Origin of the sequence: Atopomonas hussainii (genome assembly GCF_900109735.1) — a bacterium.
In the GTDB taxonomy this organism is placed as follows: Bacteria; Pseudomonadota; Gammaproteobacteria; order Pseudomonadales; family Pseudomonadaceae; genus Atopomonas; species Atopomonas hussainii.
Map to the genome: position 1 here is coordinate 55,358 of NZ_FOAS01000009.1, position 26,926 is coordinate 82,283.

23 protein-coding genes are annotated in these 26,926 nt (G+C 58.9%); 13 read left to right on the top strand and 10 right to left on the bottom strand.

The window, feature by feature from the left end; translation table 11 throughout:
- Nucleotides 1–401: 401 nt before the first annotated feature.
- From BMX80_RS10080 to BMX80_RS10095, 4 genes are all read right to left on the bottom strand, one after another.
- Nucleotides 402–7,205, bottom strand: a complete 6,804-nt coding sequence (locus BMX80_RS10080; protein WP_074867910.1) for an FG-GAP-like repeat-containing protein — start codon at nucleotides 7,203–7,205, stop codon at nucleotides 402–404.
- A 132-nt stretch (nucleotides 7,206–7,337) separates the two neighbouring features.
- Nucleotides 7,338–7,826 carry a hypothetical protein gene (locus BMX80_RS10085; protein WP_083394299.1) on the bottom strand — a complete coding sequence of 163 codons (489 nt, stop codon included), beginning with the start codon at nucleotides 7,824–7,826 and terminating at the stop codon, nucleotides 7,338–7,340.
- A 63-nt stretch (nucleotides 7,827–7,889) separates the two neighbouring features.
- Nucleotides 7,890–8,612 carry a 16S rRNA (uracil(1498)-N(3))-methyltransferase gene (locus tag BMX80_RS10090; protein ID WP_074867913.1) on the bottom strand — a complete coding sequence of 241 codons (723 nt, stop codon included), beginning with the start codon at nucleotides 8,610–8,612 and terminating at the stop codon, nucleotides 7,890–7,892.
- 223 nt (nucleotides 8,613–8,835) lie between these two features.
- Entirely contained in the window at nucleotides 8,836–10,242 is a 1,407-nt protein-coding gene (locus BMX80_RS10095; protein ID WP_074867916.1) for an adenosylmethionine--8-amino-7-oxononanoate transaminase, read from the bottom strand.
- Between the two features lie 148 nt (nucleotides 10,243–10,390).
- On the opposite strand from BMX80_RS10095, the gene BMX80_RS10100 reads away from it, so the two are divergent.
- Nucleotides 10,391–11,752: a flavin monoamine oxidase family protein gene (locus BMX80_RS10100; protein ID WP_083394300.1), complete on the top strand. Its 1,362-nt coding sequence runs from the start codon at nucleotides 10,391–10,393 to the stop codon at nucleotides 11,750–11,752.
- Between the two features lie 36 nt (nucleotides 11,753–11,788).
- Here the strand turns inward: BMX80_RS10100 and BMX80_RS10105 are convergent, their stop codons facing one another.
- A complete protein-coding gene (locus BMX80_RS10105) occupies nucleotides 11,789–12,541 on the bottom strand; it encodes a substrate-binding periplasmic protein (RefSeq protein ID WP_074867922.1) in 753 nt (250 codons plus the stop codon).
- Nucleotides 12,542–12,588: 47 nt separating this feature from the next.
- A complete protein-coding gene (locus tag BMX80_RS10110) occupies nucleotides 12,589–13,377 on the bottom strand; it encodes a substrate-binding periplasmic protein (RefSeq protein WP_175474901.1) in 789 nt (262 codons plus the stop codon).
- A 226-nt stretch (nucleotides 13,378–13,603) separates the two neighbouring features.
- Between BMX80_RS10110 and BMX80_RS10115 the strand changes: the two genes are divergently transcribed.
- The 9 genes from BMX80_RS10115 to BMX80_RS10155 all read left to right on the top strand — a co-directional run bounded on the left by BMX80_RS10115 (nucleotide 13,604) and on the right by BMX80_RS10155 (nucleotide 20,261).
- Complete coding sequence (locus BMX80_RS10115) at nucleotides 13,604–14,158, top strand: cytochrome b (protein WP_074867927.1); 555 nt, start codon at nucleotides 13,604–13,606, stop codon at nucleotides 14,156–14,158.
- Between the two features lie 22 nt (nucleotides 14,159–14,180).
- Nucleotides 14,181–14,756, top strand: coding sequence for a YceI family protein (locus BMX80_RS10120; protein ID WP_074867930.1), 576 nt, complete (start codon nucleotides 14,181–14,183; stop codon nucleotides 14,754–14,756).
- Between the two features lie 264 nt (nucleotides 14,757–15,020).
- On the top strand, nucleotides 15,021–15,512 hold the full coding sequence (purE, locus tag BMX80_RS10125) for a 5-(carboxyamino)imidazole ribonucleotide mutase (RefSeq protein WP_071872212.1): 492 nt from the start codon (nucleotides 15,021–15,023) through the stop codon (nucleotides 15,510–15,512).
- A 17-nt stretch (nucleotides 15,513–15,529) separates the two neighbouring features.
- Complete coding sequence (locus BMX80_RS10130) at nucleotides 15,530–16,612, top strand: 5-(carboxyamino)imidazole ribonucleotide synthase (RefSeq protein ID WP_074867933.1); 1,083 nt, start codon at nucleotides 15,530–15,532, stop codon at nucleotides 16,610–16,612.
- 2 nt (nucleotides 16,613–16,614) lie between these two features.
- The gene (locus tag BMX80_RS10135) at nucleotides 16,615–17,367 is read left to right on the top strand and encodes a DUF4344 domain-containing metallopeptidase (RefSeq protein WP_074867936.1); all 753 of its coding nucleotides are present in this window, start codon (nucleotides 16,615–16,617) and stop codon (nucleotides 17,365–17,367) included.
- Nucleotides 17,364–18,023 carry a ribonuclease T2 family protein gene (locus tag BMX80_RS10140; RefSeq protein ID WP_074867939.1) on the top strand — a complete coding sequence of 220 codons (660 nt, stop codon included), beginning with the start codon at nucleotides 17,364–17,366 and terminating at the stop codon, nucleotides 18,021–18,023. Before BMX80_RS10135 ends, BMX80_RS10140 begins: the two co-directional genes overlap by 4 nt.
- A gap of 8 nt (nucleotides 18,024–18,031) precedes the next feature.
- Nucleotides 18,032–18,631, top strand: a complete 600-nt coding sequence (locus BMX80_RS10145) for a YitT family protein (RefSeq protein WP_071872216.1) — start codon at nucleotides 18,032–18,034, stop codon at nucleotides 18,629–18,631.
- Nucleotides 18,628–19,329 (top strand): tRNA (N6-threonylcarbamoyladenosine(37)-N6)-methyltransferase TrmO, encoded by a 702-nt coding sequence (tsaA, locus tag BMX80_RS10150; RefSeq protein WP_074867941.1) that lies wholly within the window; start codon nucleotides 18,628–18,630, stop codon nucleotides 19,327–19,329. The genes BMX80_RS10145 and tsaA overlap by 4 nt, the downstream gene beginning before the upstream one ends.
- An 80-nt stretch (nucleotides 19,330–19,409) precedes the next feature.
- Nucleotides 19,410–20,261, top strand: coding sequence for a Tim44 domain-containing protein (locus BMX80_RS10155; protein ID WP_074867944.1), 852 nt, complete (start codon nucleotides 19,410–19,412; stop codon nucleotides 20,259–20,261).
- 56 nt (nucleotides 20,262–20,317) lie between these two features.
- Here BMX80_RS10155 and phoR read toward each other — a convergent pair whose 3' ends face one another.
- Together phoR and phoB are read right to left on the bottom strand one after the other, a co-directional pair.
- Nucleotides 20,318–21,637: a phosphate regulon sensor histidine kinase PhoR gene (phoR, locus tag BMX80_RS10160; protein ID WP_074867946.1), complete on the bottom strand. Its 1,320-nt coding sequence runs from the start codon at nucleotides 21,635–21,637 to the stop codon at nucleotides 20,318–20,320.
- A gap of 5 nt (nucleotides 21,638–21,642) precedes the next feature.
- A complete protein-coding gene (gene phoB / locus BMX80_RS10165; RefSeq protein WP_071872221.1) occupies nucleotides 21,643–22,332 on the bottom strand; it encodes a phosphate regulon transcriptional regulator PhoB in 690 nt (229 codons plus the stop codon).
- 202 nt (nucleotides 22,333–22,534) lie between these two features.
- Here phoB and BMX80_RS10170 point away from each other — a divergent pair, with 202 nt between their 5' ends.
- The gene (locus BMX80_RS10170) at nucleotides 22,535–23,716 is read left to right on the top strand and encodes a patatin-like phospholipase family protein (protein ID WP_175474902.1); all 1,182 of its coding nucleotides are present in this window, start codon (nucleotides 22,535–22,537) and stop codon (nucleotides 23,714–23,716) included.
- A 41-nt stretch (nucleotides 23,717–23,757) separates the two neighbouring features.
- Here the strand turns inward: BMX80_RS10170 and ubiA are convergent, their stop codons facing one another.
- A complete protein-coding gene (ubiA, locus tag BMX80_RS10175) occupies nucleotides 23,758–24,648 on the bottom strand; it encodes a 4-hydroxybenzoate octaprenyltransferase (RefSeq protein WP_074867949.1) in 891 nt (296 codons plus the stop codon).
- 27 nt (nucleotides 24,649–24,675) lie between these two features.
- Entirely contained in the window at nucleotides 24,676–25,209 is a 534-nt protein-coding gene (locus BMX80_RS10180) for a chorismate--pyruvate lyase family protein (RefSeq protein ID WP_074867952.1), read from the bottom strand.
- A 200-nt stretch (nucleotides 25,210–25,409) separates the two neighbouring features.
- On the opposite strand from BMX80_RS10180, the gene BMX80_RS10185 reads away from it, so the two are divergent.
- On the top strand, nucleotides 25,410–25,577 hold the full coding sequence (locus tag BMX80_RS10185) for a rubredoxin (RefSeq protein ID WP_071872224.1): 168 nt from the start codon (nucleotides 25,410–25,412) through the stop codon (nucleotides 25,575–25,577).
- Between the two features lie 75 nt (nucleotides 25,578–25,652).
- Nucleotides 25,653–26,804, top strand: coding sequence for an NAD(P)/FAD-dependent oxidoreductase (locus tag BMX80_RS10190; protein WP_074867955.1), 1,152 nt, complete (start codon nucleotides 25,653–25,655; stop codon nucleotides 26,802–26,804).
- Nucleotides 26,805–26,926: the final 122 nt, after the last annotated feature.

The window sequence follows — 26,926 nt, forward strand, 5'->3', positions numbered from 1 at the left end:
TAATGATCACCGCATTACAGAATCTGTAGGGCGGGTTAGCCAAAGGCGTAACCCGCCGAGCAGGGGGTGCGCCCCCCGCAATAGTCACGTTGTGCACCCCATCAATCACGCCCTGCGTTGCGAGAACAAAATCCGCGCAGGTCAAATGACCATGCCCTACATGGCTAATTTGAGCGGCCATATGAGGCGGATAAGTAACAAATGGCAATCCAAAAGGCAATCCAATTGATGTTCTTATTGCCAGCCCAGTCGCTATCGGAAAGTAAGTATAAAAAAACGCCAAAAAATATAGCTAAAGAGAAATGGATGAAAAAACCAAAATCATTCCGCACATTTTTTCTAACTATATTCAAAATTCGCGCAAATAAAAACCCAAGCAACAAAATTGCTAATGCCTCCACTTACCTAGCTCTCCCATAAGCATCAATGACTGTCGTGGTTGACAATATGCCCTCCGTCACTAATAAGCCAGAAGAAGTTTGTCTCCATGCTCTTTCAAAAAGCATGGGATCTCTTACAAAGAGCGATCGCCTTATATTCGGCTCCTGAAAGTAATGCCTACTGCTTATGGAGATATCTGACTTTAGCGGGACCATTCTGCTAACCCCGTACGCTGAGGTTGAAAGGTCTAGCGCCGCATTGGTCAAAATAGAATATCTCTTGATCTCCTCAGTAGTAAGCTGGCCCATGTTTTGGGCGGACATCCAAGTGAGCCCTTGCTCTAGTCCTTTTTGAGCATAAGTATCTTTTCCTCTGAAGGCTGCTATAACATTGTCAAGGCCTTTCAAAGTGATTGCGCCTCCAATGGAGCAGGTTATAACTCCAGCGCAAGTCTGTATTCCTAGTGCAATCTGTCCAGTGCCGCCCGCTACTGCTGCGCCTCTTAATGCAACTCCTTTGGCGTCAAAGTTTTTTCCGGTCGAGTAATAGCTCTTGAGATCCATGTATCTTTCAATGTTGTGCAGTGCCTCTAGGTCTGTCAGACCATAGTCTCTATGTGCTGGTAGCTGTTGCCCTGAAAGTCCATTTAATAAGAAGTTTGGCTTTTGCATGAGGTTTTTTTCGGGCAAATCATTCAGTTCATAGCCTAAAGGAATGTCAGTAAACGGTATATTCAATCCGCAAAAACCAATACAAAAATACCCCGTCGGATCTACCCCACTAAATGGCGAGTTAAAGACATAAGAATAACGATTAAAGAACTGCGCATTAGCGGTGTCTTGATAAACGATATCCGCACTTAAGAAGCGTCCCAGCGCGGGGTCGTAGGCGCGGCCGTTCATGTGGATCAGGCCGCTTTCCGCCAGGTGTTCGTGGTCGGTAAAGCCGCGGCGGGTGGTGAGCAGGGCTGCTGGGGTGTTGCTCCAGTCGGCGCCGCGCACACCGCCGAAGGGGGCGTAGCTGCGTTTTTCCAGCAATGCGCCGTTGGCGTCGGTGACGGTCTCCAGGGAGCCCAGCTGATCTTGCAGCTGGTAGTTGAGGCGCAACTGGTTACTGCCCGGGTCACGCTGCACTTGCAGGTAACCGTCGATATAGCTGTTTTGCCAGCGTTTGCCGTTGTCGAGAATCTCTTCGAAGCGGCCTTCGTCCAAGTACACGGTGATGCGCTGCGGGCTGACCTGCAGGAAGCGGCGGCGCTCGGGGTCGTACTGAAAGTCGCTGTGCTGGCCGTTGTGGGTAATGCGCAGCGGCTTGTCGTACAGGCTGTAGCTAACTTGCCGGTTTGGCGCGGTGATTTGGTTGCCACGGCTGTCGTAGCAGTAGTAACCCGCCGTGCTTTTCAGTACGGCATGCGGCCCAGGCGGTGTTTGGGCGCCTTGCGCCGCACAGTGGCTTTGCCCGGTGGCGTCGTACTGGCCGTAATCCAGCTGGGTGAACTGCGGGTTTTGCAGCAGGTTGCCGAGGTTGTCGTAGCGGTAGGTGTCGCTCAGGGTTTCACTGCCCAATACGCGGGTGCTGCTGGTGAGGCGCTGCAGCAGGTCGTAGTTGAAGCTTTCCGTTAAGCCACGGGCATCGCTACGGCTGAGCAGTACGCCATTTTGGCCGTATTGATAGCTGAGGTGTTGTACCGGGCCGGCTTGGGTGCCGCTGATGATTTGTTTCAGCCAGCCGGTGTCGTCGTCGTAGGTTTTTTCGCTAACGATGCCGTTGCCGTAGGCAATACGGGTGGCTTGCCCGCGCGCGTTTTGCGCGAGGATTTGTCGCAAGGGTTTGCTGTCGGCGTGGTTGCTCTCGCCTGCGAGATAGCCGTAGCCGTTGTAGTGCATGGTGTAACGGAAGCCACTGGCGTCTTGTACCGTGCTGGGCCGGCTAAAACCATCGTATACCTGCCCATCGTTGTAGGTGAGCACTTGGTCATTGGCGCGGATGCTGGTTTGGCGCATCTGCAGACGGCTGAGCTGGTCATAGCTATAGACCTGCAAGAAGCTTTGGTTGTGCTTACCCATGGCCGAGAGCAGGCCGATGCCATTGGCGGCTTGGTCGTACTGCCACGTGGAGGCGTCTTGCACGCTGCCATCACCGGCTAGGTCTTCCCGCGTGGTGAGGCGGCTGAGCGGGTCATATTGGTTGACGATTTTGCTGCCATCGCTGGCTACGGTTTCGCGCAATTCACCAAAGGCGTTGTAGTGGTAACGCTGCAGGCCGCTGTTGGGGTCGCTGAGGGTGATGCGGTTGCCGGCTAGGTCGTAGCTCATCTGCACTTGGGTGCGTGGATCAGCGTTGATTTCGACACGGGCTAGGTTGCCGTCAGCATCGTATTGGTAGCGGGTTTGGTTGGCTTCGGCGCTGCCGGCAGCATTCACGCTGAGCACCAACTGGCCGAGGGCGTTGTTTTCGCGACGCTCTACGCGGGTTTTGCGCCCGTTTTCTTCGTAGCTCAGGCTGTATTGCCGCCAAGTGCCGCCGGTGCTGTTGGCACCATAGTCGAAACTTAATGTGGCGCCGCCGGGTAGCTGGCGCTGACGTGGACGGTCTTGGTTATCCCAAACAGTCACCAGCGGCGTGGACGTTTGAACATAGGGCTCGGTGGTGTGGGTAATACGGCCTAGGGCGTCGTAGGTTTGATCCACTTTGACCCAGTTGCCGTCAAAACTCTGATGGCGGGTCTGCAGGGTGCGGCCTAGCTGGTCGAGGTACTGCCACTGTTCCGGCGCGCCCTGTTGGTCACCATTGCTGTTGGTGGTGCGTTGCTGTACGGCCAACTTGGCCCGCGCAGGGCAAACCACTGCGCCTTGCCCACAGATTTTGTAGGCCGTGGTGTGCAGGCTGCCGTCGGGGTTGAGGGTGCTGAGCACCCGGCCAAAGGCATCGTAACGGTTGGTGGTAGTCAGGTCGTTGGCATCGGTGCTGGTAAGCACTTGCCCGGTGGCACGATCGTAGGTTTTGCGCAGGGTATGGTTGAGCGGGTTCTTAACCGTTTGCGGCCAAGGGCCTTGGTAGTCGCTCAGGGTGGTGGTGCGAGCGGGCAGGCCGGCTGCACTCTGCGTGCTGCTGGTTAGGCGGCCTTGGCCATCGTAGGTAAAACTGGTTTGTAACGCGTTGTCTGCATCGCCCAGATATTGGGTCTGGCTTGCCACCGCGAGGGTGCCCGGTTTGGCTTGGTAGGTATGCGTGCGAGTCCGGGCGACGCCGTTGGCGCTGCTGGTATGGGTTTCTTGGCGTAAGAAGCCAATCAACCAATCGGCGCTGTCGTTTTGGTACTGCCGGGTTACGGTTACTGTGCGTTGCGGACTGCCCAGCCCTGCTGCTGTGGCAGCGGTTTTCTCGATGGTGCTGGTGAGCGTGCCGTAATCAGCATCGTATTCATAAGCGGTACTCTGTGCGGCAACAGCTACGCCCGCTTCAAATTGCTCGTTAACGGCATTGGCCAGATAGGGGAAAAACACCTTGCCAGCCACGCGTTGCTTGTCGGCCCAGGTATTGGTGACCCGTAGGTTGAGTTTGTCGGCCAGGTATTGCTCTTCTTGCTTGAGCGCGCCGATATATGGGAAATCTTGGCGCAGCTGCCGCACAACCCGGCTCTCACGGGCCTGATCCTGTACTTCGATACTGGCGAAGCCCAAGAAGCCGCGTCCTTGGCGATTGAGCTTAGCGCCTTGATAGCGATAGCTTTGGGTGCGCGTGCCGCCTACGCCGTCACTGCTGAGCAGTTGCTTAACCACCGGCTTAGGCGCGCGATAGGCGACATCAGGGTATACCGCGTCATTAGCTGCCGTTGCCACACTGGTGTCGTGGAGGGTGGTGTACTCATAAGAAACCACGTTGCCAGCGCCGTTATCGACCTTGCTGAGTAGTTCAGGGAATTCGCGCGACTGGGTGTAAAGGTGCCATTTGTCGCCGGAGTAATATGTTGTTGCTGCATTGAGCGTCGTAAAAACAGGCGTGCCAACAATAATGCTGTCTGCTCCACTGCCGGTGAAGTTGCCGATGTAATACATCGCAGGGTCACCATGCATCCCGTCGGGGTTATAGGCACAGGTTCCTGCATATATGAGATCTAGCATGCTTCTGAATGCAGCTTTTGCGGCTGGATCGGTTATTTGAGATATAAAACTATTAAACTGGTTTATTTGCGTTTGGCAGCTGGCGCTGAGTTTAGAGAAGTCATTGACGAACATGCGGCTTGTGCTGATGCCAAGCGGGGCGGCTGTAAGCTGTTCGTTATTGAAACTCAGCCTTAAGTAGCGACTGTCTTTGGCTGTGTAAATGATTTCTTGTCGTCCGTCACCGTTTAAGTCCGCTGCCTTGGCTGGGTAGTCACCTTCTGATGAGCGATACTTAAAGGTGGGCAACACCTCTGAGGCGTCAAAGCTGGTGGGCACTTTTTTGAACAGATTGGCTGATAGTGCGCCACCCGTGTTAAGCATGACGGTAACTTTATTGCTGGCGTCAGGCACAATGAAGTCCTGCAAGCCATCGCCGTTTAGGTCTGCCCCTGCGCTGCGGTTAAGTGTAACTCCTAAGTTAATTAAAGCGCTTGGGGTGGTTGTGGTGTTATCTCGAATAACAGCTGCATGCAGTTGGCTTGCCTTGTTAGTAGTTATTTGTGCGCCGCCTGCAGGATCGCTTCCGAGCGTGCCAATCCATGGGTATTCTTGAGTGGTAAAGCCTGATAGTGCCGGCTTGTTTGTGAAATTAAATGCCCCTGCGGTGCTGGTGCTAATAAAGGCAGTCCATTGCCCATTAAACGGCAGGATCAAGTCAGTCCGGCCGTCATTGTTGATATCTGTTGACGTGCCTTTTAGAAATAAGCCGTTAGCATTGCTGATAGTATAACTGGCCATCATGCTCAAGGCGGGAGCTTGCCATTGGCCCGTAATTGGCTTTATGCCAGCTTCGCTAGCCATCAGCCATTGCATGGTCCAGTACTGTGTTGAGCCAACGTTGCTTTGGCTAATTAACTTTAGAAAGTAAACTTCGTCTTTGCCATCGCCATCGAAGTCGGCTTTGTCTGCGGAAAAGGTCAGTAGTGGCTCTTTGTATATTGTCTTTTGCGTATAGCTACCGTCTTTTTTGAATATGTTTACGGTATGGATGTAGTTGCCTATTTGGCCTTGAGAGCCTACCTCCATCGTGGTGGTAAACATGTCGTCGATGCCGTCGCCATTCCAGTCCAGCGAAAACATGCTGGGGTTGGCCATTTTTCGGGTCATGCCACCCAAAGTATCTGTAAATGGCTTGGCCGACTGCAGCTGGGTGCTTGCATCTGAGTAATCAAACGTCGCAGGCGCTATGCAGGATTTTTCGCCGTTGCTCCACGCGCATGATTGAATATGCTTTAGTACATGCTGTTGACTATTAAGGGTGGATGCGCCGTAGCCCAGTGTCACATTGGAAAGACGTTGTGAGCCAGCATTAACGTCAATGGTTTTTAATAGTTTGGTTGACTCGCTAAAGCCACCGCCAAAGTATTTTGGAAGCTTTTCGGTGCCATCGGCATAGGTGAATTTGACTTCGATGTCGGCATAGCGGATTTCGCTGGGTACTAAGCTGCTGGCCGATTCTTCGTAGCTATAGTTAATGTTATTGCCAAAGCGATCACTGGCTGTATTGATGGCCCAAAGGTATTCCGTAACTTTGCCTTGACTGCGAATACTGGCGGTTGCGCCGCCGTACTCAATGATTTGGCCGCTTTGGGTTTTAACCTCAAAGATTGGATTGTTGGCTGTGCCTTTTTGGGTGATGCGGCTAAAGCTGTCTAGCTCGGTGTAATAAACGCTTCCTGGCTGCAAATATTGGCCGCTTGCCAGTTGTAGGCGCATGCCATCGAGGCATAGACGATCCGAGCTTGCTAGGGCAATCGGAGCATAGGCCCCATCTTGAGCGATGGTTTTTGCGCAGCGGTAGATAGCTGAAATACCGCCTAGAGCCCAAGCGCGTCCGACGAGGCTCGGCTCGTTGTTGCCAATATAGTTAATGCTTAGTTGCGGTGTGAGGCCGTTAATGCCCTCTGGCAAAGACACTGGGTAGCCGTATTGCGCATCGCCGCTGGCAGAAACCCCGGCGGCAGGCAAGGCAAGGTTTAGCGCCGAAAAACTTTGTGGGCTGTCGTCAAGCTGGCCTGGTGTAGATGGATTGCTGGGCGTCGTCGGAGTATCAGACTGCGCGACAAGCTCGCCATTGATTAGGGAAAAGCTTTTTTGCCCTTGTGTTGGATGCTTGATGCGCAGGTCGAGTTTGCCGTCGGCGTTCCAGTCACCTTGTGTGACGGTCACGCCATTGCTGGCAGCCAGCTCTATGCCTAGCCCCTGCGCGCTTTGTGTTGCAAGCAGTCCTTGGCTTTGTGGGTTGCCACTGACAATGAGTAAATCACTGCCTGCTTGCTGTGGCTGCATGATTAGGTCGGCCAAACCATCGCCATTCACATCGCCAGTCTGCAACTGATACGCCAATGGCTGCCAGTTGACCTTGTTGAGCTCGCTTAATGGTGGGTTGTAGAGATGGCTGTAGCCCGCGCCATTCTTTAGTAGCACCACTGGCGGAAAGGGTGCTTTGAGAGGAATTGCTGCGGGTAACTCAAGGCCGATCAGGGCAAAACCGTCACGTGGCTTTAAGTAGATGTCGGGCTGACCATCGCCGTTGTAGTCCCCGGTTAATGCTTGAACGCGGGCGGTATTCCATTGCGCAGCATAACTTGGCGTGGAAAGGGCAAATGTGGCGGTGGCGAGAATAGGCAGCGCCAGACGCAGAGCGTGACGGTTCATGCAGTCCCTTGCTTGAAAGTGGATTCTTGCAGGGTTTTAGCAATAAGAGCTCTGTTTGGCTATATGCTTATAGCTAAATATACAAAATCAGCCTCGCGCCATACCTTGGTTGGGCCTTTGGTTTTGTGTGAGTTAGCGCAGTTCTTGGCTGCTTTTAGTGCAAAACCGATTGGCTTGATCGGCGCTGCTTAAGTAACCGAAATCGCGGCTGCAGGCGGCGAAGCTGTTGTAGGGCTTGAGCGTGAGGCGCTGGCGGTCGATGTGCACGAGGTAGGATTTTCGGTAGTCGCGCCGCTCTTCCCAGCTGCTAATGCTTTGCGTGCTGGTGGCGCAGCGGTATTGGATGTGGGCGGAAAAGCCTTGAATCAGGTCGCGGCGAAAGACGTGGAAGTAATGCGGCCAGTCGCCTTGTTGGCCAGACTGCCAAGCGGCGTTGCACTGATCCAAGCTGGTCACGGCGTCTTCGTGGAGGAAGATGCTGTAGCTCATATTGCTGCCATCGAGTTTGAGTTGGCCGATGAGGTAGATCGGCTCGCTGCGGTCGGCTGGCGGTTCTTCCACGGCGAACGCGGTAGCGCTAAGGCAGGTGCAGAGCAGCGAGATGGCAAGGTGCTTAAGCATGGGGTGACCTGTGTTTTTTGCGCCAGAGTAGCAAAGTAGTCGTGCGGTGACCTTGATGGTGTTTTAAAAATCACCCCACAGTTGCTGCGCCAAGCTGAGGGCGACAATCGGCGCGGTTTCGGTGCGAAGCACGCGTGGGCCGAAACAGGCTTGGGTGAAGCCAGCGGCGCAGGCAGCGTTCACTTCGGCGTCGGTGAGGCCGCCTTCAGGGCCGATCAGTAAGGCCAAACGCTGCGGCTTAGCGAGGCTAGCAATCGGCTGGGCGTGCTCGGGGTGCAGCACTAAACGCAGGTCTTCGTCGCGTTCGGCTTGCCAGTCGGCCAGTGCTTGCGGAGCGAGGATTTCTGGCACGCTGGAGCGGCCGCATTGCTCGCAGGCGCTGATTGCCACTTGCTGCCAGTGTTGCAGGCGTTTGTCTTGGCGCTCGTCCGAGAGGCGTACTTCACAGCGTTCGCTAAACAGCGGGGTGATGCGATTGACGCCCAGCTCAGTGGCCTTCTGGATCGCCCAATCCATGCGCTCGCCGCGCGACAGTACTTGGCCCAAGTGCACGTGCAACGGTGAGTCCGGCTGGCCGGTGAACTGCTCGTTAAGGTCGGCCTGCACGGCCTTCTTGCTCACCTCGCTGAGCACACCGCGAAACTCCTGCCCGCTGCCGTCAAACAACTGCACCGCATCGCCCGTTTTTAAGCGCAACACTTTAGCCATGTAGTGCGCCGTGGCTTCCGGCAGCGTTTGCTCGCCGAGGTGTAGGGCTTGGGCAATATAAAAACGGGACAAACGCATGATGCAGGCTCGCGGTGTGGGGTGGGCAGTTTACCTGTGCCTTTTAGACTAGGTAACCGCCGTTGAAAGCGCTTTGGATCTAGGAGGCGCTGATTTAATCGGCGAACAGCCCCAGCACAAGGCGTACGGCGCGCAGCAAGCGAGACACACCGTTTGGTAGACGAGCTTGTGAGCACCGCACAACGCGGTGATGGGGCTGTGCAGCCATTAAAGCAGTGCTTCCTCAACCGGGATGAGTGAAATCGGGGTAGAGATCCGCATCCACACTCACGCTAACTTTCTGTGAAGTAGCCTTGTCGATGCCCTCGGTGGCCACTTCGGCCAAGAAGTCGATTTGCTCTTCGCTGATCACATACGGCGGCAGGAAGTACACCACGTTGCCCAGCGGGCGCAGCAGGGCGCCACGGCTGAGGGCGTGCTGGTAGACGGCGAGGCCGCGGCGTTCTTGCCACGGGAAGGCGGTCTTGCTGGCTTTGTCCTGGACCATTTCCATGGCGATGGCCATGCCCATTTGGCGTACTTCGCTGATGTGCGGGTGGTCTTTGAGGTGCGCGGTGCTGCTGGCCATGCGCGCGGCGAGCTTTTTGTTGGCGTTGATCACGTCATCGTCGCGGAAGATGTCCAGCGTGGCCAACGCCGCGGCGCAGGCCAGCGGGTTGCCGGTGTAGCTGTGCGAATGCAAAAAGCCGCGCAGGGTGTCGTATTCGTCGTAAAACGCTTGGTACACAGTATCGGTAGTCAGGCAGGCGGCCAGCGGTAAGTAGCCGCCGGTTAGTGCCTTGGATAAACACATAAAGTCTGGCGTGATGCCCGCTTGCTCGCAGGCGAACATAGTGCCGGTGCGGCCAAAGCCGACGGCGATTTCGTCGGCAATCAGGTGCACGCCGTAGCGGTCGCAGGCTTGGCGCAGCAGGGTGAGGTAGATCGGGTCGTACATGCGCATGCCGCACGCGCCTTGCAGCAGTGGTTCGACGATCACTGCGGCCACTTCGTGGTGATACTCGGCCAGCGCTTGTTCCATGTGCGCAAACATAGTGCGCGAATGCTCGGCCCAGCTCACGCCCTCGGGGCGCAGGTAGCAGTCGGGGCTGGGCACCTTGATGGTGTCCATTAGCAGCGGTTTGTAGGTGTCGGTAAACAGCGCCACATCACCCACCGACATGGCCGCCACGGTTTCGCCGTGGTAGCTGTTGCTTAAGGTGATAAAGCGTTTTTTCTCGGCTTTGCCGCTGTTGCGCCAGAAGTGGTAGCTCATCTTCAGCGCCACTTCGATGCACGACGAGCCGTTATCGGCGTAGAACACCCGGTTCAGCCCCGGCGGGGTGATTTCTACCAAGCGCTCGGACAGTTCAATCACCGGCTGATGGCCAAAGCCAGCCAAGATCACGTGTTCCAGCTGGTCGAGCTGGTCTTTGATGCGCTGGTTAATGCGCGGGTTGGCGTGGCCAAAGGCATTCACCCACCACGAGCTCACGGCATCCAGATAGCGCTTGCCGTCGAAGTCCTCCAGCCACACGCCGTCGCCGCGCTTGATGGGGATCACGGGCAGGGTCTCGTGATCTTTCATCTGCGTGCAGGGGTGCCAGAGCACGGCGAGGTCGCGCTGCATCCACTGGTCGTTCAGGCTCATGGGGGGGCTCCATCGGTGCATGTGCTTCACAGCCTATGCAATCGGCGCTGTGCTGGCCAGCCTAAGCCATTGATCAGACTGTGAAACCTGCGGCTGCTAAGGTCGCACGGCTGCAGTATGCTGAGCACAGTAAAACGGGGGAGCGGTGATGGTGCGGGCATCTTGGGGTTGGTTAGTCGCGGCATGCTTAGCTGTGCCGATGGCGCAGGCCGCTAATAAACCTAGCGCGATTGTGGTCGGCGCCGGTTTGGCGGGGCTGTCTAGCGCTTACGAGCTGGAAAAGGCCGGTTGGCAGGTCACCGTGCTTGAAGCGCGAGACGAAGTGGGGGGCCGCAGCGGCCCGCAAAGCGGCGAGTGGATTGGCTCGAAAAGCGCCATGCCAGTGCTGCATAACTACATCGACCTGTTCAAATTGAGCACCCACAAGGCGCCCGGCGAAGTGCAGCGCCCAGCGTTTTTGGTCAATGGCCAATACCTCACCGAAAGTGAGCTGGCCAAACAGCTGCCGCGCGATGCGCAAGCCATCGACAAGGTGCGTGCTGAATTAGCAACGCTGGCGCAGAAAATCACCGACCCGAGTAACCCAGCGCCTGACCGCGATTTACTCACCCTCGACCAAACCACCGTGGCGCGCTGGCTGGATGGCCAAGGTTTGCCGCCTACTGCGCGCGCCCTAGTTAACCAAATGCTGCGCTCGCGCTTTGACGAGCCCAGCCGCATTTCGCTGCTGTATTTGCTGCAGCAGTACAGCGTGTATCAGCAGATTGGCGAGAGCGAACGCCGCGCCGCGCGCCTAAACGGCGGCTCGGGTGTGTTGGCGCAAGCCTTTGCCAAGCGCGTGAGGCAGATCAAGACCGGTCAGTGGGTGTCGCGCGTGCAGCAGCAAGGCGAGCACGTAGTGGTGCAAGCCGGCAAACACGAATACCGCGCCGATTACGTGGTGCTTAGCGTGCCGCTGCCGGCGCTGGGCAAGATCAGCCTTAGCCCGAGCCTCGACCCGCTGCGCAGCGCGGCGATTAAAGACATCAACTACGGCTGGCGCGACAGCATGCTGCTCAAGTTTAAAAAGCCGGTATGGGGGCAAACGCGTTTGTCTGGCGAGATCTACAGCGACGAAGGCCTTGGGGTGATCTGGCTGGAGCCGGCGCTGAAGGGCGGGGCGAACTTGATGGTCACTTTGGCCGGCGACAACGCACGTCTGCTGCAAACCTTGGGCGACCGCCAAGTGGTCGATCAGGTGTTGTTCAAGCTGGATAAACGCTACCCCGGCGCGCGTGCGGCGTTTAAAGGCTACGAAGTGACTCGTCCGGGTAAAGATCCGCTGGCGGGCGGTGCGTGGCTGGCTTACGGGCCGGGTGAGATGAGCCGCTACTGGGGCTTGTGGGAAAAGCCCATGGGCCGGATGTATTTCGCCGGTGAGCACACCGATAAACTGTTCCCTGGCACTCTAGAAGGCGCCCTGCGCAGTGGCCAGCGGGTGGCCCAGCAGTTGCTGTCGGCTCAGCGCTAGACAAGCCCAGAGGTAGGCAACTCAGGGCTAGGCAGCTCAGCGATAACGCTGCAGCAATGCCTCACGCTCGCGCTGAAAAGCTTGGCTGTGCAGGGTTTGCTCAATGCGCTCAATCAGCACGGCAGCCTGTGGATGGCTGCGACGAATACCGACATGAAAAGGGATTTTCGCGTCGGGGATAAAATCCACCGACTGCATGGCCAGGTCGCGGGCATAGCCGAAGCCTTTGGCCAGATACACCGCTTGCTCCGGCTGCATGATGGCAAAGTCGCCATCGCGGCGTTTGAGCAGCAGGTGCATCACTCCGTCGAGCTGATTGGCATACAGACGGTTGATCGACGCGGGCACATTTTGCTCTTCGAACTCGGCGCCCTGCTGAGCAACAAAGATAAAGCTTTCGAGGTCGGCGAAGCTTTTCGCCGCTTCCAGCTGTGCCCGCTTGGGGTGGTCTTTGTGAAAAATCAGGTAGCCGAAATCTAAGTGATACGCCGGCGTGGCGGTGAACAGCGCATAGGCTTTACGGCTATCCGAGGGGTAGGTGAGCAGAGCATCTAACTTGCCGCGCTCAACATCATATTGTGCGCGCGCCCAAGGCAAAACGGTGCCTTGGTATTGCAGCTCTGGGGTTAAGCGCACCACCAGCTCAGCCAATTCGGGAATCAAGCCGCTCGCCACCCCGCCGGCCTGGGTGCTAATCGGCGGCTCATTGGCGGCAAAGGCAAACTTCAGCACTTCAGCTTGCGCGGGCAGCAGGTAAAGAGCGAGTAGTACTGTCCATAAGATGCGCATGGCTAAGCAGCCCCCAACAGGTTATTACGCTTTAACTGTAGAACACTTTACGGTGCGGTTTGTCGGTAGCGGGCGGTGATGGCCTCGCGCGCTTGGCGAAAGGCCGCGCTGTTCAGGGTTCGCTCCAGCGCCGCCAGCCACTGCGCGGCTTGCGGCTGTTGCCGGGAGATGCCCAAGTGCAGCGGAATGCGCGCATTGGGGATGAAATCGACCGAGCGGTATAACAAGGCTTCGCGGTAACCCAATTGCTGCGCCGAATAGAGTGCTTGCTCGGGTGGCGCGAGGGTGAAGTCGCCATGCCCACGACGAAATAACAAGTGATATACACCATCTAAGTGCGTGCTGAGCAAACGCTGGATGCTGTTTGGAATATTGTCGTCGATATATCCCGTGCCGCGCTGAGCCACTAAGGTCATGCCGGCCAGATCCGCCAGCGATTGCGCCTGCTCCAAGCGCGCCCGCTGCGGGTTGTGCCGGCTATAGATCAGGTAGGACGAATCCAACAGATACACCGGGCTTGCGCTAAAGAGCGCATAGCGCTGTCGCTCCGCCGATGGATAGGTCAAAAACGCATCCAGTTCGCCCTGCTCAACTTTCTGCTGTGCTCGCGGCCAAGGCAGGCCTTCGCCATAAAAGGTGAAGTCGCCGCTGTGCTCAACCAGCCATTGCGCTAACTCAGGAATCAAGCCCTTGAGCGCGCCATCTTCGCGCATCGACAAAGGCGGAATGTCATCAGCAAAGCCCATCCGCACGGTTTGTGCGTGTGCGGCGGCACTGACGAGGTACGCCACAAAACACACGGCGTAAGTGAGGCGATTAAGCAGGCTTGGGCGCAAGGGCGTCTCGATCATCGGTTAGTGACAGGCTGAAGCTCAGACAGCGTAGCAGGCCTTTGGGCGTCGTTCTTAGTCCCGGCTGTGCAACTTTACGCCGGCCTTGGCGTCACACAGGCAGTCCAGTAAATCGCGATGCATCTAAAAAGCTGATGCTTTTGACGTTATTTTTGCGCTTTTAATCAGTTTTGTAAGGGCTATGCTCAGTCTCGTTAAATGAGGAAAGACGATGGCACTGAAAAACACCGCAGACCGTTATGGCTGGTTGAGCATCACCTTGCACTGGTTGGTGGCCGTGGTGGTGATCGGCATGTTTGCTTGGGGCCTGTGGATGATGGATCTGGGTTATTACGACCCGTGGCGTAAAGACGCCCCCGAGCTGCACAAAAGCGTGGGCCTGTGTTTGTTCGCTGTGATGCTGCTGCGCTTGGCGTGGCGCCTGTTCACCCCGCAGCCGCAGCCGTTGGCCAGCCATTCGGCACTGGTCAAATTGGCGGCTAAAGGTGGGCATATCGCCCTGTATGTGCTGCTGTTTGCGCTGATGATCAGCGGCTATCTGATCAGCACGGCCGATGGTCGCGGCATTGAGGTCTTTGGCCTGTTCACGGTGCCTGCGCTGCTCAGCGGTTTGCCGCAACAAGAAGATATTGCTGGTTGGCTGCACGAAGTACTGGCCTGGGGCTTGATCGCTCTGGTCAGTGTGCATGCGCTGGCCGCGGTAAAACACCATGTGATTGATCGTGATGCCACGCTGCGCCGCATGCTCGGCGGACGTGGCCAATAACAACCCCGAAGGAGAACCCTCCATGTTGAAGAAAACCTTTGCTGCTTTGGCGCTGAGCGCCGCGGTGATCGTCCCGCAGGCGCTGGCCGCCGACTACGTGATCGACAAAAAAGGCCAGCACGCCTTTATCAACTTCAAGATCAGCCACCTAGGCTACAGCTGGCTATACGGCACGTTTAACGACTTCGATGGCACCTTCAGTTACGACGAAGCGGCGCCAGAAGCCAGCAAAGTGCAGGTCACCATCAACACCGCCAGCGTCGACTCCAACCATGCCGAACGCGACAAGCACCTGCGCAGTGGCGACTTCCTGAATGTGGACAAGCACCCGCAGGCCAGCTTTGTGTCGACTGGCGTGGCGATGACCGGCGAGAAAACCGCCGACATCAGCGGCGACCTGACCTTGAACGGCGTGACCAAGCCGGTGGTGATCAAAGCAGCGTTGACCGGCATGGGCCAAGACCCGTGGGGCGGCTATCGTGCCGGTTTCGAAGGCACCACCACGTTAAAGCTGAAAGACTTCGACATCGCCATGGACTTAGGCCCCGCTTCGCAAGAAGTGCAGCTGATTCTGTCGGTTGAGGGCGTGCGTCAGTAAGCACGACGCCGCAAGGTAAAAAACGGCCCCGCGTCAGCTTGCTGCGCGGGGCCGTTTTATTGTGGCCGCAGATGGATTGCACGGGCAGGCGTCCGTCGGCACTGCCCTGTACGCCGTTTGTGGGTATAATCGCCGCTTAACGCGTGGCGGCCGCCGCGCGCCGGGCAAGCCACGAACGGCCGGAAGCACGCGATTGATTTCCGGTGACGCCGTGGCTTGTTGACTTTCTAGCGCCCCGCGGGCGCCCAGCAAGAGGCCTACGTAATGACTGCACGGGTTGGCGTGATCATGGGCTCCAAGTCCGACTGGTCCACCCTCAGCCACACTGTCGAAATGCTCGACAAGCTCGGCATTCCTAATGAAGTGCAGGTGGTTTCTGCCCACCGCACCCCCGATCTGCTGTTTCAGTACGCCGAACAGGCGGAAGGTCGCGGCATCGAGGTAATCATCGCCGGCGCCGGTGGCGCAGCGCATTTGCCGGGTATGTGTGCGGCGAAAACGCACCTGCCGGTGCTTGGCGTGCCGGTGCAGTCGTCGATTTTGTCCGGTGTCGATTCGCTGTTGTCCATCGTGCAGATGCCTGCCGGTGTGCCGGTAGCCACCTTGGCCATCGGTAAAGCCGGGGCGATCAACGCGGCACTGTTGGCGGCGAGCATTCTGGGCAACAAGTACCCGGAATACCACGCCGCACTGAAGGACTTCCGCGATAACCAGACGCAAACCGTGCTGGATAATCCGGACCCCCGCGACGCCTGAAACAACGAGGTTTAAGCATGAAGATTGGTGTAATCGGTGGCGGCCAGCTGGGCCGTATGATGGCCATGGCGGGGTATCCGCTGGGCATGCAGTTTGCGTTTCTCGACCCCGCGCCAGATGCCTGCGCGCAAGTGGTGGGCGAGCATATCCGCGCCGATTACAGCGATCAGGATCACCTGCGCCAGCTGGCTGACGAAGTCGATCTGGTGACCTTCGAGTTTGAAAGCGTGCCGGCGGAAACCGTGGCGTTTCTTTCTCAGTTCGTGCCGGTCTATCCCTGTGCCGAGGCGCTGCGCGTGGCCCGCGACCGTTGGTTTGAGAAGTCCATGTTTAAAGACTTGGGCATTCCCACCCCGGCGTTTGCCGATATCCAATCGCAAGCCGATTTAGATGCCGCCGTGGCCAGCATTGGCCTGCCAGCGGTGATGAAAACCCGCACCTTAGGTTACGACGGCAAGGGCCAGAAGGTGCTGCGCGAAGCCGCCGATGTAGCTGGTGCGTTTGCCGAGCTGGGCAGCGTGCCATGCATTCTGGAAGGCTTCGTGCCGTTTAGCGGCGAAGTCTCGTTGATTGCCGTGCGCGGTCGCGATGGGGAAACCCGTTGCTACCCGTTGGTGCACAACACCCACGAGGGCGGCATTCTCAAGCTGTCCATCGCCAGCAAGCAGCACCCGCTGCAAGCACTGGCCGAAGACTACGCTGGGCGCGTGCTGGATAAGCTCAACTATGTTGGCGTGCTGGCGTTTGAGTTCTTCGAGGTCGATGGCGGCTTAAAGGCCAACGAGATTGCCCCGCGTGTGCATAACTCCGGACACTGGACCATCGAAGGCGCCGAGTGCAGCCAGTTCGAAAACCACCTGCGCGCCATCGCCGGCTTGCCGTTGGGTTCCACCGCCACCGTGGGCGAGGCGGCGATGCTGAACTTCATCGGCGAAGTGCCGGATGTTAGCGCGGTGACCGCCATCGACGGCTGCCACCTGCACCACTACGGCAAGGCGTTCAAAGCCGGGCGCAAAGTTGGCCACGCCAACCTGCGCTGCGCCGACCGTGCGCAGCTCGACAGTACCATCGCCGCCGTGCAGGCGCTGATTAAGGCCTAAACATGCGCGCGGTCGTTCTGGCGCTGCTGCTTGGCTGGGGCGCTCTGGCAGCGGCCGCAAGCCTGCAGCTGAGCTACCAGCCGGCCACGGAGCCGGCCTTGCAGCGCATCGCTGAGCGCGTGCAACACGAGCAGTGGTTAGAACGCTACCAGCCGAGCGTTGCCGACCTGCACCTGCCGCAACCCTTGTGGCTGGCGTTTGCCCAGTGCGACGAAGCCAACGCCTATTACAGCCGTGACGAGCAGCGCGCGCAGATCACCCTTTGTTACGAAGACGTACAAGACAGCGAAGCCCGCTATGCCCAATGGCTGGCAGAGGGCGACGTCGAGGCAGAGGAAATCCCCGCGCTGATCCAGCAGTGGTTCGACTACAGCTATCTGCACGAGCTGGGGCATGCGTTGATCGACTTGCTGGAACTGCCGGCGTTGGGTCGGGAAGAAGATGTTGCCGACCAACTGGCCGCGTACTTCATGTTTGCCGATGAAGACGGCGAGCTGGCGCTGCAAAGCGTGCTCGATGGCTACAGCGAAGAAGATGAATTGAGCGATGAGGCCTTAGCCGATCCGCACGCACTCAATGCGCAGCGTGCGTTCAACATGCTGTGCTGGGCCTATGGCGCCGATGCCGAGCGTTACGCATGGGCGGGCGAAGAGTTGCCCGAAGCGCGGCGCGAAGGCTGTGCCGATGAGTATGCGATTTTGGCCGATTCGTTCGAGCAGCTTTTAGCGCCGCACTGGCGGGAGGCCGCGCCATGAAGATCTGCTGGGCTGTACCGTTACTGTTCTTGCTGCTGGGCTGCGATAGTCGCGAGCAAGCGGCTGGGCCGGGCAGTAGCGCGGCGGATTTCGACTATTACCTGTTGGCGCTGTCGTGGTCGCCGGACTACTGCGCCGCCAATGCGCAGCGTGATGCGCAGCAGTGCGGTCGCCCCTACGGCTTTGTCTTGCACGGCCTGTGGCCGCAGCACGAGCGTGGCTGGCCGAGTAACTGCAAAGGCGACTGGATGGACAAAGCGCTGATGCGCCAATACGCCGGCCTGTACCCCAACGACCGCCTGTTTGTGCATGAGTGGCGCAAGCACGGCACCTGCTCGGGGCTATCGCCTGAGGGTTATCTGAGTCTGTCGCAGCAGCTCAAGCAGCGCGTGCAAATTCCCTCGGCGTTTCAACAACCGCAGCAAGCGCAACGGTTAACGGCTGCGGAGTTAACTGCCGCGTTTACCCAGGGCAATCCCGACATGCCCAGCGAGGCCGTGGCGAGCTTTTGCTCCGGCGGCGGGCGCTTCTTAAAAGAGCTGCGCGTGTGTTTTGACCGCAGCGCCAACGACTACCGCGCCTGCTCGGCAGAAGTGCAGCGCGCGGCGCGTAAAAGCTGTGGGCAGGGTAGTTTTGTTCTGCGCCCGGTCAGGTAGGAGCCTCAATGCGTCATAGCTGGTTCGACGATGCCCAAGCCCTGTTGATTGGCACCTTAGTGGTCGCCCTCGGCGTGCATTTGTACTTAACCGCCGGGCTACTCACCGGCGGCACCTCGGGCATCGCCTTCTTGATTCAGTACGCCGCGCCGGTAAATTTCGGCACCGCCTTCTTCGTTATTAATCTGCCGTTTTATTACTTGGCATGGCGGCGCATGGGCTGGGGTTTCACCCTGAAAACCTTCGCGGCAGTGAGCTTGCTGTCGCTGTTCACTGAACTAATGCCGCACGTGCTGAGCATTAATAGCCTGAATCCGATCTACGCGGCGGTAATCGGCGGCCTGTTGATTGGCTTGGGCATGCTCTTGTTGTTCCGCCATAAGGCCAGCCTTGGCGGTTTGAACATTCTCGTGCTGTACCTGCAAGACCGCTTCGGCTGGAGTGCCGGCAAAGTGCAGATGGGCGTGGATTGCTTGATCGTGCTGTCGGCGCTATTCGTGGTGGATTGGCAGCAAGTGCTGCTGTCGATTCTCGGTGCCGTAGCGCTCAATTTAGTGCCGGCGATCAACCATAAGCCGGGGCGTTACGCCGGGGTGAGCTGGGGATGAGCGAGGTGTACACCTTAAGCCCCGTGGGTTATGTGCGTTCGTGCTTTGCCGAGAAGTTCGGCATCCCGCGCCAGCCACAGCTAGCGCCCGATGCCCGCGCGCAGCTAATCCTCACCCCACCGTATGACGCGCCCGAGGCCGTGGCGGGGCTGGAGCAAGTCAGTCATGTGTGGCTGCTGTTCGTGTTTCACCAATGCCCCTCGGGCCCTGCGCATATTCGCGTGCGCCCGCCGCGTTTGGGTGGCAACCAAAAGCTTGGCGTATTTGCCAGCCGCGCCACCCACCGGCCTAATCCGCTGGGGCAATCGGTGGTGCGTTTAGACAAAGTCGAGCCCGGCTGCTTGTGGCTCTCCGGGGTGGATTTGCTCGACGGCACCCCGGTGCTAGATATCAAACCCTACGTGCCCTACGCCGACGAAGTGCCCGGCGCGTTTAACCACATCGCCAGCGCACCGCCAGCGTTATTGCCAGTACAGTGGACGGCCGAGGCACGCGCGCAGGCGCAGGCACAAGGCGAGCGACTTGGCCAGCCCTTGCTGGCGCTGATCGAACAGTGCCTTGCACAAGACCCGAAACCCGCTTACCAAACCCCCGACCCCGCGCGCCGCTACGGCATGCGCCTGTGGGATGTCGACGTGCAGTGGCACTACCCCAGTGCAGCGCAAATCTGCGTGCTGGCGGTTAACACGGCGCCCTGAAACATTTGCTAACGCTTTGCATTGGGCGGCAGCCAGCGGCTGCGGCAGGATGCACACAATCAACGACGGAGAGTTCCTCGATGCAAAAATTGTTGTCCTTAGGTTTGGCCCTGTGCCTGAGCCTGACCTTAAGCATGGAAGCCGAAGCCAAGCGCTTTGGTGGCGGCAAAAGCTGGGGCAAAGCCCCCACTAGCCAACCCATGCGCCGTGCTGATAGCCCTGCCGCTGCACCGGCTGCGGCGCCCGCTGGCGCTGCTGCCGCCACCGCAGGCCGTGGTGCCGCCGCGAGCGGCGCATCGCGCTGGTTAGGCCCGCTGGCGGGTATTGCTGCCGGTGGTCTGCTGGCCGCCATGCTATTTGGTGACGGCTTCGAAGGCCTGCAGCTGATGGATATCTTGCTGTTCGCCGGTATCGCTTTCTTGTTGTTCAAGCTATTTGCCAGCCGCCGTCAGGCGCCGAGCATGGCCAGCGCTGGGCAAAGCATGCCGCAGGGCATGGCCCGTCAGCCGGTGAGCGACAACCTATTTGGCGGCAGCGCGGCGCCTGAGCGCGGCGCGATCAATGCCCCCGCTTGGTTCGACGAGGCGCGCTTTGTGGCCGCTGGCCGTGAGCACTTCATGAGCCTGCAACAGCACTGGGACGCTAACGAAATGGACAAAGTCGCTGAGTTCGTCACCCCGCAGCTGTTCGACTACCTGCGTGATGAGCGCGCCAGCCTTGGCGAAGGCTACCAAGCCACCTACATCGACAATCTGCAGGCGCACCTCGATGACGTGCAACAGCAGGGCGACACCACCGTGGCCAGCCTGACCTTCATTGGCGTGAGTAAGACCTCGCGCTTCGACCAAGGCGAGCCCTTCAGCGAAACCTGGCGTATGGAGCGCGAAGGCGACAACGCGCCGTGGTTGATCGCCGGTATCCGCCAGAACTAAGGCGGTTGTCGGTAATAAAAAAGGCGCCTGCGGGCGCCTTATAATTCTGCGCCGGCTCAGGAGATCACCGGTTGTTTGCTGTCGCTCAGCTGACTAGTAGGAAAGTGACAGGTAAAGGTGCTGCCTTGCCCCGGCACGCTGCTGATCTCTAAGCGGCCTTTGTGGCGCAGCAGTACGTGTTTGACGATGGCTAAGCCAAGGCCGGTGCCGCCGGTGGCGGAGCTGCGGCTGGCGTCGACGCGGTAGAAACGTTCGGTGAGGCGTGGCAAGTGTTGTGGCTCAATGCCGATGCCGCTGTCGCTCACGCTCAGGTGGCCGCCTTGTTCGTCTTGCCACCAGCGAATGCTGATCTGCCCTTCGGCAGGGGTGTATTTCACCGCGTTAAAAATCAGATTAGAGAAGGCGCTGCGCAGCTCGGCGCTGCTGCCCTTGAGCTTGCCCCGCGTGCTGTTGTCGACGCTGATTTTATGGTGCGCGCTGCCGGAGAGGGCGATGGCATCTTGCTGAATCGACAGCAGCAACAGGTCTACCGCCACCGGCTGGCTGTCGGCGGGGTAGTCGGTGGTTTCTAGGCGCGCCAGCAGCAGCAAGTCATTGAGCAGGTTTTGCATGCGCCCGCCCTGCTGTTGCATCTGTTGCAGGGCGCGCTTCCAGCGCGGGTTGAGGTCGTCGCTGTTGTCCAGCAGGGTTTCCAGATAGCCGGTGATTACCGTCAGTGGGGTGCGCAGCTCGTGACTGACGTTGGCGACGAAGTCTTTGCGCATTTGCTCCAGCTGGTGCATGCGGGTGACGTCGCGCACCAGCAGCAGGCGATCGCCTTGGCCATACAGGGTGACGTGAAACTGCAAACGCAGATGCGGCTTGCTCGGCGCGGGGATTTCTAACGGCTCGCGGTAGTCGCGTTTGTCGAAATAGTCTTTAAAGCGTGGGTCGCGTACGAGGTTGCCAATCGGCTGGCCGCTGTCTTGCGGGCTGCGCAGGCCCAGCAGGGTTTCCGCGGCGCGGTTCCACCAATCGAGAGTGCCTTCGCTGTCGACCATGATTACCGCATCGCGTAGCGCGGCGGTGGATTCCTGAATACGGTCGATCACCGCCTGCATGCGGCCACGGACCTTTTGGTCGCGACGTTGCAGGCGATAAATGCGATCGAAGATCTCGCCCCACAGACCGAAGGAGTCCGGCGGCGGTTCATCGCTGATCGGGCTTTCCAGCCAGCTGTTTAGGCGCAGGGTTTGGCTGAACATCCACGCCAAATAGCCACTTAAACCTAACACGAGCATCCACGCATATTGGCCAGTGATAACGCCAGCCAATAGCGCGAGCAGCAGCAGGCCCAGCAAGCGGCGTAGTGCTGCCCAAAGCCAAGGGTTGTTCACAGTGCTTATGCCTTGGTGGAGAATCGGTAACCTGTTCCGCGCACAGTCTGCACGAGATTCTCGTAGCTTTCACCCAAGGCTTTGCGCAGACGGCGGATATGCACGTCGACGGTGCGCTCCTCAACGTACACATTGCCGCCCCAGACTTGGTCGAGCAGCTGGCTGCGGGTGTAGGCGCGCTCTTGATGGGTCATGAAAAATTGCAGCAAGCGGTATTCGGTGGGGCCCATTTCGGCGGCGCTGCCATCGATGGTCACGCGGTGGCTGACCGGGTCGAGCAGCAGGCCGCCCACTTCCAACGGCGCTTCTTCATTCAGCGGCGCGGCGCGGCGCAATACAGCTTTTAAGCGCGCGACCAGCTCGCGGGGCGAGAAGGGCTTGGTGATGTAATCGTCGGCGCCGACTTCCAGACCTTGGATCTTGTTGTCTTCCTCACCTTTGGCGGTGAGCATGATGATCGGCACTTCGGCGGTGATTTCATCGCGCTTTAAGCGCCGCGCCAGTTCAATGCCGGTGGTGCCGGGCAGCATCCAGTCGAGCAAGATCAGATCAGGCTGGCGGTCGACCACCAAGCTGTGCGCCTGCTGGGCGTTTTCCGCTTCTAGGCATTCGTAACCGGCCATTTCCAGGGCCACGGCGATCATTTCACGGATCGGCGCTTCATCGTCAACGATCAGGATGGATTTGCCGTTCATAGCAAGCTCCGCTTGTTGGTTAGCTGTTGTGCGTGGCCATTAGATAACCAAATTATTGCAGCTATGTGACAGTGCTGCAGGGCTATCCCCGCTCTCAAGCACGCGGCTTCGCGCCGTCAGTAAGCAAGTGGGCAAGCGCTGGGCGTTTTGTAATGTCATGTGCTTGGGCTATATACAGGGCAAAGCAACGAGGGTGTGGCGGATGAACAAAGTAGGCGTGTGTGCAGTATTGCTGTCGTTATGGGGGTTAACGGCGTGTAGCCAGTTGCCAAGGCATCAGGCGGTACCGGCCCATTTAACCCAGCAGGCAGAGATTCCCGGCTTGGCGCAGGTGCGCTATCACGTGGGGCTGGATGACCAGGCTTTGCAGCAGGAGGCCATGCTGTCGTTCCAGCGTGAAGCCCAGGTGCTGCGTGCCCAAGGTGTGCAGCAATTGCCGCCGGCGAATTTTTTAGCCATCTCAGGCGGCGGCGATGACGGCGCGTTTACCGCCGGTTTGCTCAATGGCTGGAGCGCGCATGGCTCTCGCCCCGAGTTTAAGTTGGTGACTGGGGTGAGTACCGGGGCGTTGATTGCCCCGTTTGCGTTTTTGGGTCCGGCTTACGACGCTCAGCTGAAACAGCTGTATACCGATGTGACCCCGGCGGACATTCTTAAGCCGCGATCGCTCTGGGCGGCGATCACCAGCGATGCGATGGCCGACAACGCGCCGCTGTTTGCGCAGCTGGAAAAAACCGTGGATGCGGCGATGCTCAAGGCGATCGCTGCGGAATATGCCAAGGGCCGGCTGTTGATGGTGGCGACCGCCGATTTGGATGCGCGCCAAGCGGTGCTGTGGAACATGACCAAGATTGCCGCGGCGGGCACGCCTGAGGCGCTGCACTTGTTCCGTTCCATCATGCTGGCCTCAGCGGCCATTCCGGGGGCATTCCCGCCGGTGATGATTGATGTCGAAGCCGCTGGCCAGCGCTATCAAGAGATGCATGTTGACGGCGGCACTATGTCGCAGGTGTTCGTCTATCCGCCGAGTTTGCAGGTCGCCAATATCAGCCAAAGCCGCCATGTACAGCGCGAGCGCGTCTTGTACGTCATCCGCAATGCGCGCCTCGACCCGCAGTGGGCACAAGTCGAGCGGCGCACGATGGATATTGCCGGGCGCGCGGTGTCATCACTGATTCAAACCCAAGGGGTGGGCGATCTGTACCGCATCTTCCTCACGGCCCAGCGCGACGGCTTCGATTTTAATCTGGCCTATATTCCTGCCAGCTTTAACGTCGAGCATCAGGAAGATTTCGATCAGCGCTATATGCGCGCTTTGTATCAAGTGGGCTTTGAGCGAGCTCGCGAAGGTTATGACTGGGCTAAGCAGCCGCCGGGCTATTGAGCGCGCGGTATTTTTCGCCGAGGGTGACGCGCTACGCGGTTTTAGCGCAGCGCGTAATCGGCGACTAAGCCAGCAAACAGCAGCAAGCCGCTGATGTGGTTGTTAAGAAACGCGCGCAGGCAGGCGCCGGGCTCGCGTTCGCGGATTAGCCAGTGCTGCCACGCAAAGGTCAGCAGCATGCCGACAAGGCCTAGGTGAAAGTACAGACCGAGCTTGAGCTGGCTGGCGGCGACGATTAAGAACAGCAGCGCTAAACCTTGCAGCAGGCCGATCATTAGGCGGTCGGCCTCGCCGAACAGGATGGCGGTGGATTTCACCCCGATTTTGAGGTCGTCTTCCCGGTCGCACAGGGCGTACTGCGTGTCGTAGGCCACCGTCCACAGCAGGTTGGCGATATACAGCAGCCATAAGGTGGCGGTTAAGCCGCCGGTTTCGGCGGCAAACGCCATCGGCATCGCCCAGCTAAACGCGGCGCCCAGCACCACCTGCGGGTAATAGGTGTAGCGCTTCATAAACGGGTACAGCGCCGCCAGCAGCGCGCCGCCGAGCGATAGCACAAGGGTGTAGAGGTTGGTGAACAGCACCAGCACCAGCGCCAGTGCCATCAGCACGGCGAACAAGATCAGCGCTTCTTTGGGCTGCACGCGACCACTGGCCAGCGGGCGTTCGCGGGTGCGCGCCACGTGGCCGTCGAAGTCGCGGTCGGCGTAGTCGTTAATCACGCAACCGGCGGAGCGCATCACCACCACGCCTAAGGTGAAAATAATTAGGTTCGCGGTGCTCGGCACGCCTTCGGCAGCTACCCACAGTGCCCATAGGGTGGGCCAGAGCAGCAGATAAATGCCGATCGGGCGCTCCAAACGCATCAGCTGAATAAAGTCGAAGGCGCGAGGGTGAAGGTGGTTTAGGCGTTGCAGCAGCGCGACGTACATGACGGGGTTCCTTAGGCGACGCGGCGATTATAGCTGGCCGAATAAGCTCGGCAGGAACACCTCGCACACCAGCACGCTCAGTCGCTCACGAGCAAAGCGCGAGCGCCGCGCCCATAGCTGTTCGGCGCGCACGCTGCTGGGCAGCCAGTCGGCAGGGTAGTGCGCTAGCTCAATCGGCCCGCGCTGAAACACGGGGCTGGTGAACAGCAGCTCACCCAGCGAGCGACTGCCTAAGTGGGCTAAATCAAACCCCGAGCCTTTCAGTGCCTCGCGGCTGGCCACGCTGCGGGCAAACACCCAAGGCTGCTCGTGGCCGCGCAGCAGCACTTCGCGCACCCAGCCTTGGCTGCCGGGGGCGACGCCCAGCGCACGGGCCTCATCAAGACGTAGGTTGTGCCAGCCTTCGTTTAATGGCTCGACCCGAAAGGCACCGTCTGCCAGCGCTTGCAGACGCCGCGTAAGCGAGCCCTGCTCCAGCAGCCAGTCGCGCTCGATGGGCGTTGGGCCGGGATGCAGTTGACTGGGCAAGTGCCAGTGCAGGGGCAGAGAGGATAACGACACGACGTGATCAGTCCTTTAATTGGCGCAGCTGGCCGCGCTGGCCGGCGCGCGGCAGGTTACCATGATCGCGATAACCACGTGTGCGCCCGGCCTAACTTGGGTAGGGTGGCGCCGAGTGAGTCTTGATCCGACCAAAAAAATTGTTGGACAATTTTAATAGTGCTCAGTGAGGCACCCGTAATAACGATGAGGACAGAGTGATGAGTAAGTGGCAGTGCGTAGTTTGCGGCCTGATTTATGACGAGGCGCAAGGCTGGCCCGAAGACGGCATCGCTGCCGGCACCAAGTGGCAAGACGTGCCCGAAGACTGGGTATGCCCCGACTGCGGCGTGGGCAAAGCCGACTTCGAAATGATCGAAATCGCTTAATCAGCGACCGTCATAGGCCTTTGCAGTGGTTGCGCAAGCAGCACGCGGAGGCCCTGTTGCAGCACAGGAGAGAGCATGAGCAGTAAACCTTTGGTCATCGTCGGCACGGGGCTGGCCGGTTATAACCTCGCGCGCGAATGGCGCAAGCTCGATAGCAGCACGCCGCTGCTGCTAATCAGCGCCGATGACGGGCGTTCGTACTCTAAGCCCATGCTCTCCACCGGCTTTGCGAAAAACAAACAAGCCGATGAGCTGGTGATGGCTGATGTCGGTGCCATGGCCGAGCAATTAAATGCCGAGATCCGCACCCACACCCCTGTCACGCGTATCGAGCCAGACGCCAAGCGCCTGTGGCTGGGTGCTGAGGCCATCGACTACCGCGATTTAGTATTGGCCTTAGGGGCTGATCCGATTGCCTTGGATATCCCCGGCGATGCCGCCGATCACGTCTACGCAATCAATGATCTTGAAGACTACGCACGCTTTCGCGCCGCGATAGACGGCAAGCAGCGTGTGCTGCTGATGGGCGCCGGTTTGATTGGCTGTGAATTTGCCAATGACTTAACCAGCGGCGGCTTGCAAGTGAGCGTGGTGGCGCCCTGCGATCAGGTGATGCCCGGCTTGATTCAGCCGCAAGCCGCCGAGGCAGTGCAGCACGCGCTGCAAGCATTAGGCGTGGCATTTCACCTAGGCCCGGTGGTCAGTCGCTTAAGCCGCGATGGCGCAGCGCTGCGTGCGGAGCTATCCGACGGCACTGTGCTGGCCTGCGATGCGGTGGTGTCTGCCGTGGGCCTGCGTCCGCGCACGCAGCTGGCCGCAGCGGCAGGGCTGACATTGGGCCGTGGCATTGCCGTGGATCGTCAGCTGCAAAGCAGCGCCGCGCACATCTACGCCTTGGGCGATTGCGCCGAAGTTGCTGGGTTAAACCTGCAATACGTGATGCCGCTGATGAGCTGCGCGCGCGCCCTGGCGAAAACCTTAGCTGGCGAACCCACGGCGGTGAGCTATGGCCCCATGCCCGTGGTGGTGAAAACCCCTGCGTGCCCCTTGGTGGTGTCGCCGCCACCGGCTGGCAGCGCTGGGCAGTGGAGCGTTGAAGGTGAGGCGCCAGACCTGCGCATTCTGTGTAAAGACGCCAGCGGCGCGCTGCTGGGCTTTAACCTGACCGGCGGCTGCGTGAGCGAACGCATGGCACTGAATAAGTCGCTGCCTGCTGTGTTGGCATAAAAAGCTGGCGTTTTGGCACGTATGTCATGTGAATGGCCGCGCAAAATGTAGGACAAGGCTGGCGCGGGCGCGTATCCCGTGCCATGCTCCAAAGCGTTCTTTCGTGCTGCCGCCACGAGAGT